General features: G+C 71.4%; 12 protein-coding genes. 7 read left to right on the top strand and 5 right to left on the bottom strand.

The features are described from left to right. The first annotated feature begins 105 nt into the window (after window positions 1-105). A complete protein-coding gene (locus ACSNOA_RS14840; protein WP_436658790.1) occupies window positions 106-999 on the top strand; it encodes an AraC family transcriptional regulator in 894 nt (297 codons plus the stop codon). Window positions 1,000-1,116: 117 nt separating this feature from the next. Here ACSNOA_RS14840 and ACSNOA_RS14835 read toward each other — a convergent pair whose 3' ends face one another. From ACSNOA_RS14835 to ACSNOA_RS14820, 4 genes are read right to left on the bottom strand one after another with little or no spacing between them, the layout of a single operon-like run. Continuing rightward, window positions 1,117-1,992, bottom strand: a complete 876-nt coding sequence (locus tag ACSNOA_RS14835) for a carbohydrate ABC transporter permease (protein ID WP_436658788.1) — start codon at window positions 1,990-1,992, stop codon at window positions 1,117-1,119. Beyond that, a complete protein-coding gene (locus ACSNOA_RS14830; RefSeq protein WP_436658786.1) occupies window positions 1,985-2,917 on the bottom strand; it encodes a carbohydrate ABC transporter permease in 933 nt (310 codons plus the stop codon). Before ACSNOA_RS14830 ends, ACSNOA_RS14835 begins: the two co-directional genes overlap by 8 nt. Beyond that, window positions 2,914-4,167 (bottom strand): ABC transporter substrate-binding protein, encoded by a 1,254-nt coding sequence (locus tag ACSNOA_RS14825; protein WP_436658784.1) that lies wholly within the window; start codon window positions 4,165-4,167, stop codon window positions 2,914-2,916. The genes ACSNOA_RS14830 and ACSNOA_RS14825 overlap by 4 nt, the downstream gene beginning before the upstream one ends. A gap of 27 nt (window positions 4,168-4,194) precedes the next feature. Next, entirely contained in the window at window positions 4,195-6,684 is a 2,490-nt protein-coding gene (locus ACSNOA_RS14820; protein WP_436658782.1) for a glycoside hydrolase family 97 catalytic domain-containing protein, read from the bottom strand. A gap of 422 nt (window positions 6,685-7,106) precedes the next feature. Here ACSNOA_RS14820 and ACSNOA_RS14815 point away from each other — a divergent pair, with 422 nt between their 5' ends. Next, a complete protein-coding gene (locus ACSNOA_RS14815) occupies window positions 7,107-8,906 on the top strand; it encodes a glycoside hydrolase family 15 protein (RefSeq protein WP_436658780.1) in 1,800 nt (599 codons plus the stop codon). A 25-nt stretch (window positions 8,907-8,931) separates the two neighbouring features. On the opposite strand, the gene ACSNOA_RS14810 is transcribed toward ACSNOA_RS14815, so the two are convergent. After that, entirely contained in the window at window positions 8,932-9,783 is an 852-nt protein-coding gene (locus ACSNOA_RS14810) for an alpha/beta fold hydrolase (protein WP_436658778.1), read from the bottom strand. Window positions 9,784-9,932: 149 nt separating this feature from the next. Between ACSNOA_RS14810 and ACSNOA_RS14805 the strand changes: the two genes are divergently transcribed. The 5 genes from ACSNOA_RS14805 (at window position 9,933) to ACSNOA_RS14785 (ending at window position 15,203) form a co-directional block, all read left to right on the top strand. Continuing rightward, window positions 9,933-10,652: a GntR family transcriptional regulator gene (locus ACSNOA_RS14805; RefSeq protein ID WP_436658776.1), complete on the top strand. Its 720-nt coding sequence runs from the start codon at window positions 9,933-9,935 to the stop codon at window positions 10,650-10,652. Then, a complete protein-coding gene (locus tag ACSNOA_RS14800) occupies window positions 10,649-11,668 on the top strand; it encodes an ADP-ribosylglycohydrolase family protein (protein ID WP_436658774.1) in 1,020 nt (339 codons plus the stop codon). The genes ACSNOA_RS14805 and ACSNOA_RS14800 overlap by 4 nt, the downstream gene beginning before the upstream one ends. A gap of 31 nt (window positions 11,669-11,699) precedes the next feature. Continuing rightward, window positions 11,700-13,223, top strand: coding sequence for a purine-cytosine permease family protein (locus tag ACSNOA_RS14795; protein WP_436658772.1), 1,524 nt, complete (start codon window positions 11,700-11,702; stop codon window positions 13,221-13,223). Beyond that, window positions 13,220-14,158, top strand: a complete 939-nt coding sequence (locus tag ACSNOA_RS14790) for a PfkB family carbohydrate kinase (protein ID WP_436658770.1) — start codon at window positions 13,220-13,222, stop codon at window positions 14,156-14,158. Before ACSNOA_RS14795 ends, ACSNOA_RS14790 begins: the two co-directional genes overlap by 4 nt. A 244-nt stretch (window positions 14,159-14,402) precedes the next feature. Then, on the top strand, window positions 14,403-15,203 hold the full coding sequence (locus tag ACSNOA_RS14785) for an alpha/beta hydrolase (RefSeq protein ID WP_436658768.1): 801 nt from the start codon (window positions 14,403-14,405) through the stop codon (window positions 15,201-15,203). The last annotated feature ends 94 nt before the right edge of the window (window positions 15,204-15,297 follow it).

Raw genomic sequence — 15,297 nt, 5'->3', positions numbered from 1 at the left:
GGTGCGGGCAGCGCGGCTGGGGCCTGGGTGTCCGGGGGCCTCGTCGCGGCGGATCGGATGGCCCACTGCATGGACAATTCGCTGCTGACCGCGCACGATAGGCCGGTGCCGCTCCAGGAGGGATTTCGCGGGCAGCGGATAGCCTCGGTGCCCCGTCCGCTCGTCGCCGAGGCGCTGCGGCGCCCGATCACCGGTCGACTCCTCGTGACCGATGCCGGGTACTACCCGGATGCGGCCGACCACCGGATGCACCGCCCCCGGGGCACGCCCGAGGTGGTCCTCATCGTGTGCGCCTCGGGCCTGGGCTGGGCGCGCGTCGGGTCGGGCATGCATCGGATCGGCGCCTGGCAGGCGCTGGTCATCCCCCGCGGCGTCGCCCACGAGTACGGCGCCGACGAGCGCGATCCCTGGACGATCTGGTGGGCGCATCTCATGGGGTCGGACGTGTCGAAGCTCGCGGAGTGCATGGAGGCCACGACCGAGCGCCCCGTGGTGCCGGTCCGGGGTGTCGGTCGGGCGGTGGCGCTGCTGGACGAGATCGTCACCTGTCTCGAGCGTGACCAGTCGCCCATCCGCCTGCTGGGCGCGGCGGGGACCGCGTGGAAGCTGCTCACGCAGATCGGCGTCGACCGGTTGCTTCCCGAACCGGGGGATCCCCTACAGCGCGCCATGAGCTACCTGGCCGAACGGCTCGACGGGAAGGTGACGGTGCCCGAGCTGGCCCGGCTGGTGGGGGTGTCGCCGTCGCATCTGAGCACCCTCTTCCGCCGGGCGACCGGGGGCGGGGTGTTGGCTCACCACACGGCGCTGCGGATGGCGAGGGCACGGCAGCTGCTCGACACGACGGGCGCGACGGTCACCGAGATCGCGTCCGAGATCGGCTTCGACGACGCCTTCTACTTCTCACGGGTCTTCCGGAAGCACCACGGGATGAGCCCGAGCGGTTTCCGCCGCCGCCATGCCGGCTACCCGGTCGCCGATGCCGCCTTCGAGGCCTGACCGCACGTAGTCGTGGGATTGCGGGCGGAGGCGCCTGCTCGGTTCGCCCGGATACCGGTGTGGTGTCCGGGCGAACCGGCGAGGCCGCGCCGATGTCTGGCACGGCCCGGCGACGATTCAGCCCTTCAGGCCGCTGCTGGCGATGCCGGAGAAGAACTGTCGCTGCAACACCAGGAAGATGAGGATGAGCGGCAGCGACGCCACGAGGGCACCGGCCATGAGGGTCGGGTAGTCGGTCCCGAACTGCCCCTGGAGGCCGGCCAGGCCGACGGTGACGGGCCGCTTGTCACCGCGCGGGGTCACGATGAGCGGCCAGAGCAGGTCGTTCCAGGAGTACAGCGAGGTGAGGACGGCCAGCGCCGCCATGGTGGGGCGGGCCATGGGGAGCATGACGTACCAGAACGTCCGCAGGGGCCCGGCGCCATCGAGGCGGGCGGCCTCCTCGAACCCGACGGGGATCGACATGAACGCCTGCCGCATCAGGAAGATCCCGAACGCCGAGAACATGCCGGGGATCGCCAGGGCGGGAACGGTGTCGAGCATCTGGAAGTCACGGATGATCTCGAACTGCCCGATGAGGAAGAGCTGGCTGGGCACCATGAGCATGGCGATGAACAGCCCGAACAGGATTCTGCGTCCGGGGAAGCGGAGCCGGGCGAACGCGTAGCCCGCGAGCGCGGAGACGGTGAGCTGCCCGATCACGCGGAGCACGAGCGCGGACACCGACACGGTGAGCTGCGCCCAGAACGGCACCGACCCGAAGAACGTGGCGAACGCGCCGGTCGTCGGGTCGTCGGGCAGGAGCGTCGGCGGCACCTGCGACGCTTCACGGTTGGACTTGAAGATGGTGAGCAGCTGCCACACGAACGGCGCCACCATGACCACCGCCGCGGCGGCGAGGGCCAGGTGGATGACCCACTCGCCGTGGCGGGACGCCTTCGACCCGGCTGGCGCTCGCTCGCTGCGCCTGCTTTGCAGGATCTGATCAGTCATAGAACACCCACCGGCGTTGCAGGCGGAACTGGATGATCGTGGCTGCCATGATCACCATGAGCAGCACGATGGCGATGGCCGCCCCGTAGCCCTGGTCGAACTCCACGAACGCCTTCTCGTAGAAGAGGTAGACGATGGTCTTCGAGTCGGCGAGCGCCGTGTTGTTGACGCTGCGGAGCATCACGAAGATCAGGTCGAACATCTGCAGCGCCGAGATCACGGTCAGCACGGTCACGAGGAACACGCTCGGCGACAGCAGCGGCAGGGTGATCCGGAAGAACTGGCGGACCCGTCCCGCCCCGTCGAGCGCGGAGGCCTCGTAGAGGTCGCGCGGGATCGACTGGAGTCCGGCGCCGAGGATGATGAGGTTGATGCCGAGACTCATCCAGATGCCGACGACGCCGACCGCGTAGATCGTGAACGTGGCGTCGGCGACCCAGTACTGCCCTGGGATGCCGACCAGTGACAGGACGTAGTTCAGCAGGCCGAAGTCGCCGTTGTAGATGAAGCGCCAGACCATGCTGACCGCGACCGGCAGGGTCACGACCGGCAGGAAGAACAGGACCCGGTAGAGGGCGCGGCCGCGGCCCACCTGCTCGATGAGCGCCGCGAGCACGATCGCGACGGGTACGCCCAGCAGCAGGATCACCGTGTAGAGCGCGGAGTTGCGCAGCGCCTGCCAGAAGCGTTCGTCGCCGAGCAGCTCGGTGTAGTTGTCGACCCCGGTGAACGTGCCGGGCCCGAAGGCCGGGACGTCCATGAAGCTCTTGCCGAAGGTGGTGAGGAACGGCCAGACGTAGAGGGCCACGAGGCCGATGAGCGCCGGGGCGATCATCAGGTAGCCCCAGCCGGGTGAGGGAAGCAGCCCTCCCCCGCGGCGGCGGGTGCGCTGCCGCGAAGGAGGGCTGCCGACGTCGGTGGTCACTGCGCGAGGACCTCGTTGATCGCTGTGTTGTAGGCGTGGGCGGCGTCGGCGGCGGTCTGCTTGCCCTCCCACGCCGGGCCGAGGTACTGGGTCTCCAGACCGGTCCACTTGGCGGCGTCACCGGCGATCGGCAGCGGCACCGAGTAGGCGACGGCGTCGACGAACACCTTCAGGTTGAACTCGGGCATCGCGTCGAGCCAGCCCTGCTGGGTGTCCTTGTACGCGGGCAGCACGGCGCCGCTCTTCGCCTGGATGACCGCCGCGTCCTTGCCGCTGGCGAAGATGAGGAACTCGGCGAGTTCCTTCGGGTGCTTGGTGCCGGCGTACCCGGCGTTGAGGATGCCGCTGATCATCGTGGCCCGCTGCTTCCCCTTCGGCAGCGGCGCGACGCCGACGTGGGGGCGCAGCGCCTGGTCGCCGTAGAGGCGCTGGGCCCAGAAGGAGCCGGAGAAGTACATGGCCACCTTCTGGTCCATGAACATCTGCACCGCTTCGGTGTCCGAGAGCTGCTTGAGCGTCGGTGAGAGGCCGTCGGCGTGCATCTGGGTCCAGAACTGCAGGCCGGAGATGGCCTCCGGGCTGTCGATGGCGGCCTTGCCGTCGTCGCCGATCACCTTGCCGCCAGCCTGGTAGATGCTGTTGTAGTAGCCGCCCTGGCGGTCGATCGGGGCGGCGATGCCCCACACGCCGGCGGCGGGGTTCGTCAGCTTACGGGCGGCCTCGCGCGCGTCGTCCCAGGTCCAGCTGTCGTCCGGGTAGGCGACGCCGGCCTTGTCGAAGAGGGCCTTGTTGAACCAGATCGCGTTCGTGTCGAAGTCCTTCGGCAGGCCGAAGAGCTTGCCGTCGACGTCGTACAGGTCGAGGACGGCCTTCGGGTACGCGGCCAGGTCGACGCCGGCGGCCTTGACCGCGTCGGTGATGTCGAGCAGCTGGTTGCCCTTGGCGTACGCGGGGAACTGGTCGGCGAGCATCCAGAACGCGTCGGGTGCGGTGCGGCCCGCCGCGCCGACCTGGAGCGTGGACCAGTACTCGGGCCAGGGCAGGACCTGCACCTGGACGTCGATGTCGGGGTGCTTGTCCTCGAAGGCCTTGGCGATCGCCTCCATGGCCGGCTTCTGGTCGTCGCTCCACGTCGCGTAGCTCAGGGCGACCTTGCCGTCTCCCCCGCCGCTGCCGCTGCCGCTGCAGCCGGTCGCGGCGAGGGCGGCCAGCACGGCCGCGGCGGCGATCCATCTCTTGCCGTGTCGCATGGTTTCTCCTTGGTGGGTGGCCGAGCTTCAGTGCTCGGCCGGGGTGGTGGCGGTGTCGTGGTGGCGGTGGAGGCGACCCGATGCCCAGTCGACGTGGGCCGGCTCTGCGTGGTGGGGCAGGGTGTCCGCGTGCAGGCTCAGCGTGGCGACGCCGCGGATGTCGACGTCGATGTCGAGGGGAGGTTCGCCCGAGCGGACGTCGGCGGTGAACAGCTCGGTTCCGTCGCCGTGCACGCTCATCCGGGCGGCGGTGCCGGGGGTCTCGTCGTCGACACCGATGCGGGCGGTGAACCGGTCGGCCGAGCCGCCCGGGTGGAGCGCGATCCGCGACGGCGTGGACGCGCCGAGCCCGTCGTCGAACTCCGTGCCGGCGACACTCATGCGGCGGCCGTCGCCCGGGTTGCCGCCACCGTTGCTCTGGTCGCGTTCGATCGGCCCGCTCTCGTTGTCGAACGCGACCATGGTCAGCGCCGACAGGCGATGGGATCCGGGCGTCAGGGGTCGGAAGAGGCGGGCGTGCGCCACGACCGGGACGCCGTCCTCCCCCGGCGTCTCGACCGTGACCACCCCGGCCCGGCCGGGCGGCAGGGCCGTGGGCGCGGTGACCGTCCAGCGGTCACCGTCGAGGTGTTCCGCCGACCAGCCGGGCGGCAGTCGCAGCCGTCCGTCGGTCCGCAGGACGGCCGTGCCGTCCGGGTCGAGCAGTTGGACGGGCGGGTCCACCCGCGGGGCGGCCTGCTCGGGCCGTTCGACGGCGCGGTGGAGCCGGACACCGCGGGCGGCGACGATGGCGACGAAGCCGCCGTTGTCCGCCACGTCGACGACGAGCTTGTCGTCGACCGTCCGCCGGTGGGAGACCAAGCCGCCCCCGGCGCCGTCGCCGACGATCCACGCGTCGGCCGGCCCGAGCGCCAGCCGGTCGAGCGCGACGGTGAGACGGCGCGCCGGCCCGGTGGCGATGCCGCCGACGAACCAGCGGTCGCCGGATCGGCGAGCGAGAACGGCCTCGTGGTCGGGGTCGCCGGCGAGCAGCACCGTCTCGTCCCACGCGGGCGCCAGTTCGGCGAGGAACCGCGCCGCGTCCGGCCTGGCGAGGTAGGCGTCGACGTCGTCGGCGAAGTGGGTGATGCCGCACTCGAACGCGACGCTGAGCGCCAGCTCGTGGCCGTCGCTCGTGGTCCGCCCCGGCGCGCCGAACGCGACCGGCGTGTAGTCCATGGCGCCCACCACGTTGCGGGTGAACGGCTGGATCACGTTGTGCGCGGCGGTCAGGGGCGTGCCCTGGTAGAAGACGTAGTACTCGCTGCCGCGAACGGCCTCGTAACCGATGACCTGCGGCCAGGTCCGCGCCCACCCGCGCGGGATGACCGAGCCGTGGAAGTTCACGTGCAGACCGAGCCGGGCGGTCTCGGCGAGGACCGTGTCGTACCAGCGGTAGCGTTCCTTCGACTCGGACTCCATGAAGTCGACCTTGATGCCGGCGACCCCCCAGGAGCGCCACAGGGCGAGCTTCGCGAGGTTCTCCGGCCCGTCGAGGTCGTGCCAGACCGCCCACAGGTGCACCTGGATGCCCCGGCGGCTCGCGTAGGCCACGATCTCGGGCACCCACGTCTCGTCCCAGCCGCAGTCGATGAGAAGGTGCTCCCAGCCGAGGCGCGCGGCGACGTCGACGAAGTGCCGCTGCCGGTGCAGCTGGGCGCCGGAGTAGAAGTCCGACCACCACGACCAGGCGGCGCGCCCCGGTCGCACCCAGCGCGCGTCGGTCGACGGGTCGGGCGCGGGCGCCAACTCGTCGACGAAGCGGCTCTCCACGATCGCGGCGAGGTCACCGATCATGAACACCCGCCAGGGAGTCACGGGACCGCGGGTGATCTCGACCGACTCGTCGGCCAGCGCGAACCGCGCCTCGCCCCCGTCGCGGATCTCGACGTGGGCGCCGCTGAAACGGCCGTCGATCGCCGCCTCGGTGAGCAGCAGATACACTCCGGCCCGGGGCGAGCGGACGAGAAGCGGGAGCCCGTAGGCGCCGGGCGGCAGCTCGGCCATGTCGGCGCCGAAGCGGGGCGTCTCGTACCAGGTCTGGTAGTCGAGCGCCCACACCCGGGCGTCGGGTTCGACGGTGAGCCGGGTGCGGTCGGCGTCGAGGCGGCCGTGGCCCTCCAGACGGGCGAGCGCGTAGCGGACGGCCACCCCGTCGACGCTGGCCCTCACGTGGATCTGCCACTCGAGGCCACTCGCGTGGCGCAGCTCGTGGACCGTCTCGCGATGCGCGTACCGGTGGGTTCCCGTCGCCTTGCCGGACCGGGCGGTCCACTCGTCGGTGATCTCGCGGTCGTGGGAGCGCAGGAGGACCGAACCGGCGTCCAGGTCGACGCCGCCGACGCGGATGCCCAGCCGGACCCCGTCGAGGACGGCACGTCCGTCGCGTCGGACACGCAGGACGACGCCGTCGGTTCGCGTCTCCACCTCGGGCTCGACGCGCTCAGGCAGCGCCGTCGGGCCGATTCCGTTGACCACATCTTCTCCGTGCCGTGCGGGGGCCGAGCGGGCGGATCCCTGCACGGCGGGTTCCGACGCTAGGTCCGCGTCAGCCCGCCGGGAATGTTCATTCGGACTCGCGGCCTGGACGATTCGCTTCTTTCTGAGGTGCCCGTGAGGTGGCGAGACGCTGCTACACCGCTTCTTCCACAGGGACGATCAGCGCACGAGGGCCATCCGGCGGCGCTCGCCTGGGCCCCCGTGTCGATGAGGCTGTTCCGACCGACGAGGTCCCCGACGATGTGCCGGTAGCCCGCGTTAGGTGTGCCGGATACGGGGTAGGCAGGCGCGCCACTGTTTCCGTTCCACGAAGATCCGTCAGGGCGTAACCAGGTGAGGTGGTAAGGATGGCCACCACGTGACTCGTCTGCTTCCCACCGACCGGCCCGGGGCGGCGTACGATGCGCGCCAGCCATATTGAGGACTACGGGTACCTGGCCGACGGGCGCTCCGGGGCCCTGGTCGGCCGCGATGGTTCCGTGGACTGGTGGTGCCCGGCTCGGTTCGACGCGCCGTCGGTGTTCGCCCGGCTGCTCGACGACGACGGCGGGCACTGGTCGATTCGGCCCGCCGGGGAGTACGACGTCCAGCGGCACTACCTCGACGACACGTTGGTGCTGCGCACGGTGTTCACCACCGGCGACGGTTCCGTCTCGATCACCGACGCCCTGGCCCTTGACCGCGGCCGAGGACACGACATCGGGCGGAATCCACCCTGTGTTCTCCTACGGCAGGTCGAAGGCCTTTCCGGGCGTGTGCCGATGGTGATGTCCTACGCCCCCCGGTTCGAGTACGGCCGGGTGCGCGCCCACCTCCGCTGGCACGGCGAGACGCTCAGCGCCAGCGCGACGGGCGCCACGCTCGGGATGACCGCGACCGTGCCGGTGGACCGTCACCGGACCGACGCGTCGGCGTCGTTCCTGGTCGAGGCAGGCCAGCGGGAAACCTTCTCGCTGGCCTACTCGTCGACCTACCACCAACCCGAGCCGATGCCGGCCGACGTGCCGGCGGCGCTGAGCGACACGGTCGAGGCGTGGCACTCCTGGGCGGCGACACACAGCTACCCGGGGCTCTACGCGCCGCTGGTGCGCCGGAACGTCCTGATCCTGCAGGGCCTGACCTACCAGCTCGGTGGCCCCGTCGTCGCCGCGGCGACCACCTCCGTACCCGTGCGGCCGGAAGGGAACGACAACTACGACTACCGCTACGTGTGGCTGCGCGATTTCAACCTCACCCTGCGGGCCCTGTCCATCGCGGCCTGCCCGGTCGAGGCCGTCCGGCTCTTCGAGTGGATGGCCGAGGCGATCGGCGACGTCGGGCTGGAACCCGTACCGATCATGGTGGGCGTCGAGGGCGAACGCGACCTGACCGAACGCAGGCTCGACGCCCTGGGCGGACACATCGGATCGGGTCCTGTGCTGCTCGGCAACGACGCCTGGCACCAGCGGCAGCAGGACGTGCTCGGCAAGATCGTGGACGCCGCGTGGCTGCTCCGCAACAATCTCGACCCGCTCTCCGAGGACGTACGGCGGTTGCTGCGGGACCTCGTGGAGCAGGCGATGAACACCTGGCGTCTGCCGGACTCGGGGATCTGGGAGCTGCGGGACGACCTGCGGCACCACCTGACGTCCAAGGTGGGTTGCTGGGTGACGCTGGACCGGGCCGTACGGTTCGGCGAGCGTCTGGGCAGTCCGGCGGAGTTGGAGCGCTGGGCGACGACGCGCGACGAGATCCGCGACGCCATCCTGCGCGACGGGTGGAATCCCCGTGTGGGCGCGTTCACCGGGGCCTTCGGGATCGACCAACTCGACGCCTCGGCACTGGTCCTGCCCCTCGTCGGGTTCCTTCCCGCCACCGATTGGCGGATGCGCGCGACGATCGACCGCGTCGAACGCGACCTCACCACCGACGGGCTGGTCCGGCGCTGGCCCCACGACTCGGCGGGCTTCGTCCTCTGTTCCTTCTGGCTGGTGCAGTGCCTCACGCTCGCGGGCGAGTGGGACCGGGCCGCGACGCTGTTCGAGAGCATCGCGGGTCGGGCCAACGACCTGGGCCTCCTCGCCGAGCAGATCGACCCGCGTACCGGGCGGCAACTGGGGAACTTCCCCCAGGCGTTCTCGCACATCGGGCTGATCTCCGCCGCCTGGCGACTGACCCAGGCGGCGATCGGTCAAAGCGGGTCAACCGGGACCGCCGGCTGATGCGCCAGCCGCACGCTGGTGGTGCTTACCGGGACGCGGTGTCGGCCCGGGCGTTCGCCCGCAGGAAGGGCAGCACCAGCGACACCACCTCGTCGGGGTACTGGACGTGCGGGTAGTGACCCGCGCCCTCGATCACCTCGAGCCGGCCCAGACCGGCGGGCAGCGCGGCCACGATGGCCTCCCCCTCGGCCCGCGGGTCGGCCCAGTCCGGGTCGAGCGAGCCCTCGACGACGAGCACCGGGCAGCGTACGTTCCCCAGTTGTGCCCCGGCGTCGACCGGCGCCGACCCGCCCATCTTCTGCATCGCCCTCATCCGGCCGGGCTCGCGCATCATGGCGTCGATCCGGGCCGTCCGGGCGGTCCAGTCGACCGGCTTCTTTCCCGGGTAGGCGGTGTCGAGATAGCGGAGCCAGAGCGGGACGCTGCCCAGCAGGCCGGCGCCGAGCAGTCGCGCCATGCCCTTGCGGAAGCGGCCGACGCGAAGGTCACTCAGCTTGATCGACTGCTTGCGGGTGAACGGTGACAGTTCGACGATGCCGGTGATCAGGTCGGGCGCCTGGGCGGCCGCCACGGTGGCGGCTCCGCCGGAGATCGAGTGACCGATCAGCACGGCCGGGCCACCGAGGTGCCGGACGAGCGCGAGCAGGTCGCCGGCGATGTCGGTGCGGCTGTAGGAGGGCCAGCCCGTGCTCGACTCGCCGCAGCCCCGCAGGTCGACCGCGGCCACGCGGTAGCCGGCGGCCGCGAGGCGCGGCGCCACGAACCGGTACGCCTCCCGGCTGTCACCCATGCCGTGGGCGAGCACGACGAGTGGTCCGGACGCGCCGGTCACCTCGTACGCGAGGGTGCCGGCGTCGACGGTCAGGTATTCGGTCATGGGCTTCTCCCAAGTTGGCTATCGGTGTTAGCTATAGGCTAATGGCATTAGCCTAAGCGCGCAACACCGGATCGGCAGCGGCGGCGGCGTCGCTCGCCGAAAGATCTTTGGTGTTGTCGAAGGCGCAGGCCAGAGCTACTCTGCTGAACATGTTTGGACAGGTTCTCAAGCTGAAGCACCAGCGGGTCGCCGAGCAGCTCGCCCGGGAGATCCGTGGTGGCCAGCTCGCCCCGGGCACCCAGCTGCCCGGTGAGCACGCTCTCGCGACCCGGTTCGACGTGAGCCGGAACACTGTCCGCCAGGCCCTGACCGACCTCAGCCAGCAGGGGCTTATCGAGACCCGCTCCGGCAAGGGCTCGTTCGTGACCTTCGACGGCCGCGCCATCGACGACCGGCTGGGCTGGTCCCGCGCCCTGGCCGAGCAGGGCGTCCCCACGACGGTACGCATGCTGCGTCTCGAGTTGGTCCAGGAGCCTGAGCTGGCGGAACGGTTCGGTCTGCCCTCGGCCGAGTGTGTGGCGATCGACCGGCTCCGGTCTCTCGACGGAGGCCCGGCGATCTCGATCGAGCGGAGCCGGATTCCCGCTGTCGGCCCGTTGCGCGAGCTGCCCGAACGTGGACTCACCGGGTCCCTGTACGCGGCGCTGCGTTCGGCCGGCCTCGTGCCGGCGCAGGGCGAGGAATGGGTGGAGTTGGCCCGGGTGACGCAGTCGGACGCCCAACTGCTCGGCTGCACCACGGACGACCTCTACCTCCGCACCCGTCGCTTGAGCCGCGACGCGGCCGGCGGATTCGTCGAGCACGTGGAGAGCCTGCTGGACCCGGCCCGGTTCCGGCTGCACCTGCGCTTCGGAGAGGCATCGGAATGAACACTCCCCCGCCCGCCGTCACGATCGGATCGCGAGCGACCGCGGCCCTGACCGGGCTCGCCGTCGGCGACGCGCTCGGCATGCCGACCCAGTCCCTGCCGCGCGAGCGGATCCTCGCCCGCTACGGCCGGTTGTCCGGTTTCGAGCCGGGGCCCGCGGACCAGCCGATCGCGCCCGCGATGCCCGCCGGGTCGGTGACCGACGACACCGAACAGGCGCTGCTGCTCGGACAACTCCTTCTCGACGGCGGCGGCCGCGTCGACGGGCACCGCCTCGCCCGGGCGCTGCTCGCCTGGGAGGACGACATGCGCCGACGCGGCTCGCTCGATCTGCTCGGTCCGTCGACACGAGCCGCGGTCGCCGCCGTGGCCGCCGGCCGCCCGCTCGAGGAGGCCGGCCGGTTCGGGACGACGAACGGCGCCGCCATGCGGATCACCCCGGTCGGGATCGCCGTACCCGCGACCGACCTGGACCTGCTCGTCGACCGGGTCGTCGAGGCGAGCTGGGTCACCCACAACACCGGCGTCGCCCTCGCCGGCGCGGCCGCCGTGGCCGCCGCGGTGAGCGCCGGCCTGGACGGCGCCGACGCCGCGACGGCGACCGCGACCGCCGTACGCGCGGCGCGTCTCGCCTCGGGCCGAGGCAACTGGGTCGCGGCGGCGGACATCGCCACCCGGATCTCCTGGGCCACGGAGCTGGTCGCCGGACGGACGCCGGAGGACGCCGCCGACCTGATCTACCACCTCGTGGGTACGAGCGTGGCGACCCAGGAGTCGGTGCCGGCGGCCTTCGCGGTGCTCGCCGTCCACCCCGACGACCCGTGGCAGGCCTGCCTGCTCGCGGCGAGCCTCGGCGGCGACACCGACACGATCGCCGCCATGGTCGGCGCCATCGCCGGCGCCGGACACGGCGTCGACTCCTTCCCCGGCGCCGCCCGGGAAACGATCGAGAAAGCCAACCATCTCCCACTGACAGACCTGGCGACAGGCCTGCTCGCTCTCCGTCAGCACCGCTGACGGCCGGCACCGCAGGAAAGGCAGGACGACGATGTCCACGACGGACCTGACCGGCACGATCCCGGCCGACGCCAACCGGGTCGGCGCCATCGAGACCAGAGGCATCGAACCGGTGCCTCCCGCCGAGCGCACGGGCGGACCGGGCCAGCTTTTCTGGGTCTGGTTCGCCGCCAACATCTCCATCCTGGGGCTACCGCTCGGCGCCACCCTGGTCGCGCTGCGCGGCATGAACATCTGGCAGGCGCTGCTGGTCGCCGCGGTCGGATCGTTCGGCTCCTTCGCCCTCGTCGGCCTGATCAGCGTGGCCGGCAAGTGGGGCGGCGCGCCCAGCATGACGCTGTCCCGCGCGATCTTCGGACCCCGCGGCAACCACGGGCCGACGGTGATCTCGTGGCTGTCCCGGGTCGGCTGGGAGACGGTCAACACGACGACCGCCGCGTACGCGCTGCTGGCACTGCTGGACATCGCGTTCGGACTCACCGCGAATCCCGTGCTGACGGTGATCTCCCTGCTGGCCTTCGTGGCGCTCACCCTGGTCGTCTCGGGCCTGGGACACGCCACGCTGGTCTGGATCCAGCAGTGGGCGACGTACGTCTTCGGCGGGCTGAACATCCTCGTCGCCGCGTTCCTGATCACCCGGGTCGACTGGCAGGCCGCGCTCGACGCCCCGGCCGCCCCGCTGAGCGTCGTCATCGCCGGAATCGGCGTGATCGCCGCCGGCACCGGGATCGGGTGGGCGAACGCCGGCGCCGACATGGCCCGCTACCAGCACCGGAACGTGCCGGGCGGGCGCATCGTGGCGGCAGCCTCGGCCGGCGCCGGGATCCCGCTGTTCCTGCTCATCGGGTTGGGCGGCCTCCTGTCCGCCGGCGACGGCCGCCTCGCCTCCGCCAGCGACCCCGTCTCGGCGATCCAGGTGATGCTGCCGTCCTGGATGGCGGTGCCGTACCTGCTCGCCGCGTTCGGTGGCCTGCTGCTGTCCAACAACCTCTCGGTCTACTCCGCCGGCCTGACCATGATCACCCTCGGCATCCGGACCCGCCGGGTGATCGCCGTCGGCCTGGACATCGTGCTCACCCTGGCCGGTGGCATCTACTTCATGCTGATCGCCGGCAACTTCTACGGGCCGTTCATCACCTTCATCTCGCTGCTCGCCGTGCCGATCACCGCGTGGGTCGCGGTCTTCCTGGCCGACATGCTCTTCCGGCGGCAGTACGACCCGCGCGGACTGATGGACACCACCCGTACCAGCGTCTACTGGTACCAGGGCGGGTTCCGCTGGAGCGCCGTACTGCCGTGGCTGGCCGGCACGGTCGTCGGTCTGCTGTTCCTCACGGCCTCGACCTCGGCGGACGACGTCTGGTTCAGCGGTCCCCTCGCGGACTCCTGGCTGGGCACGAACGGTCTCGGCTGGGTCGCGGCGTTCGTCGTCGCCGGCGCCCTGTACCTGCTGCTCGGCGCCCGCAGCGCCCGACGCGGTGACACGACGGACCGTTCCGGGCACGTGCTGCCCGAAGGGGACGCGGCCGACGCGACCGCGGGGGCACGGCAGTGACCGCGCGGTCGCCCCGGCTGGTGCACACCGGCAACGTCGTCGTCGACGTGGTGATGTACCTCCCGCACCTGCCGGAGGTGGGCGGTGACGTGCTCGCCTCCGGCAGCCGGATCACCGCCGGGGGCGGGCTCAACGTCATGGTGAGCGCCGCGCGTCAGGGGCTGCCCGTGGCGTACGCCGGGATGCACGGCACCGGACCGTTCGCCGACCTGGCCCGTGAGCACCTGGCCCAGGCCGGCATCGATCTCGTGCAACCGGCGCTACCGGAGATCGACACCGGGTTCAGCGTCGCGTTGGTCGACCCGGAAGGCGAGCGTACGTTCGCCACGAGCGTCGGCGCGGAGGCGCGGCTCGGGCCGGCGGACCTGGCCCGGGTCGACCTGCGCCCCGGCGACGTCGTGTACGTCTCCGGCTACAGCCTCGCCTACCCCTCCAACGGTCCGGCCCTGGCGGCCTGGCTGCCCACGGTCCCGCCGGAGGTCACCGTGGTCGTCGACCCCGGGCCGCTGGTCGCCGAGATACCCGCGTCCGTCCTCACGGCGGCCCGGGAGCGGGCCGACTGGTGGAGTTGCAACGAACGGGAGGCCCGGCTGCTCACCGACCGCAGCGATCCGGAGGCAGCCGCGGTGACCCTGGCGGAGCGCACCGGACGGGTCGGCGTGCTCGTCCGTGTCGGGCCGCAGGGCGCCGTGCTCGCCACGGGCGGGCGGTCCCTGCGCGTGCCGGCCTTCCCGGTGACCGTCGTGGACACCAACGGCGCCGGGGACGCCCACGTAGGGGCGTTCGTCGCGGCTCTCGTGGCCGGTCTCGACCCGGTCCGGGCCGTCCGTCGTGCGAACGCCGCGGCGGCGCTGGCCGTCACGCGGCGCGGGCCCGCCACCGCTCCCACCGCCGCGGAGGTCGACGAGTTGCTGGCCGGCGCCGCGAGCCGGTGACCGCCGGTCCGACCTGCGGGGCACAGTTCGCCCTGCGCCCGGTGCCGGACACACAAGCCCCGACGACGGCGCGGACGGGCCGGCCGCGAGGCATGGCGGGTGTCACATCCGGTAGCTGTCACACCACAGCCGGCCCTCCTGTCGTCAGGGTGTACCTGCCCCGCGGGACTGTCCCAGGAGTGCGACCCGGTGCCGAGGCATCGGCAGCGACCTCCGACGACCTGCGCTTCCTAGGGAGTTCACGATGACCACCCCCGACACCATCGTCCTCGTCCACGGTTTCTGGCTCACTCCGCGCAGCTGGGAGCACTGGGTCACCCACTACGAGCAGCGGGGATTCCGGGTGCTCGCACCCGCGTACCCCGGCCTCGACGTCGAGGTGGAGGCCCTCAACGCCGACCCGACGCCGATCATGGAGCTGACCGTACCCAAGATCGTCGACCACCTCACGGCCGTCATCGACGAGCTGGCCGCGCCGCCGATCATCATGGGCCACTCGGCCGGCGGGACGTTCACCCAACTCCTGCTCGACCGAGGCCTCGGGGCCGCGGGCGTCGCGATGAACTCGGCGCCGACCGAAGGGGTACGGGTCGTACCGCTGTCGCAGGTCAAGTCCACGCTCCCGGTGCTGAGGAGCCCGGCCAACCGGCACAGGGCGGTGGGGCTCTCGTTCGACGAGTGGAAGTACGCGTTCACCAACACGTTCACGGAGGAGGAGTCGCAGGCCCTCTACGAGCGCTATCACGTCCCCGCGAACGGCGGGATCGTGTGGGGCGGCGTGCTGGCCAACTTCCAGCCCGGACACCAGGACACCTGGGTCGACTACCACAACGACGACCGGGCGCCGCTGCTGTTCGTCTCCGGCAGCGAGGACCACGTCATGCCGCCGGCCGTCCAGCAGGCCAACGCCAAGCACTACAGGTCCCACGCCGTCACCGAAGTCAAGGAGTACGACGGCTACGCGCACCTGCTTCCCGCGCAGAAGGGCTGGGAGGAGATCGCCGACTACGCCCTCGACTGGGCCCTGCGGCACGCGCGGGCATGACGGTCCATCATCGCAGCAGCCTCGACGTGCGACGCGAAGGCCTCCTGGCTGCCGGAGCGGTTCCTCGACGGTTCCACTCGACAACCAGGGGCCT

It is taken from the genome of Micromonospora sp. URMC 103 (assembly GCF_051386435.1).
Taxonomy (GTDB): domain Bacteria; phylum Actinomycetota; class Actinomycetes; order Mycobacteriales; family Micromonosporaceae; genus Micromonospora.
Note: the sequence above shows the minus strand (reverse complement) of the source record. Positions and strands in the feature narration are given on the sequence as shown.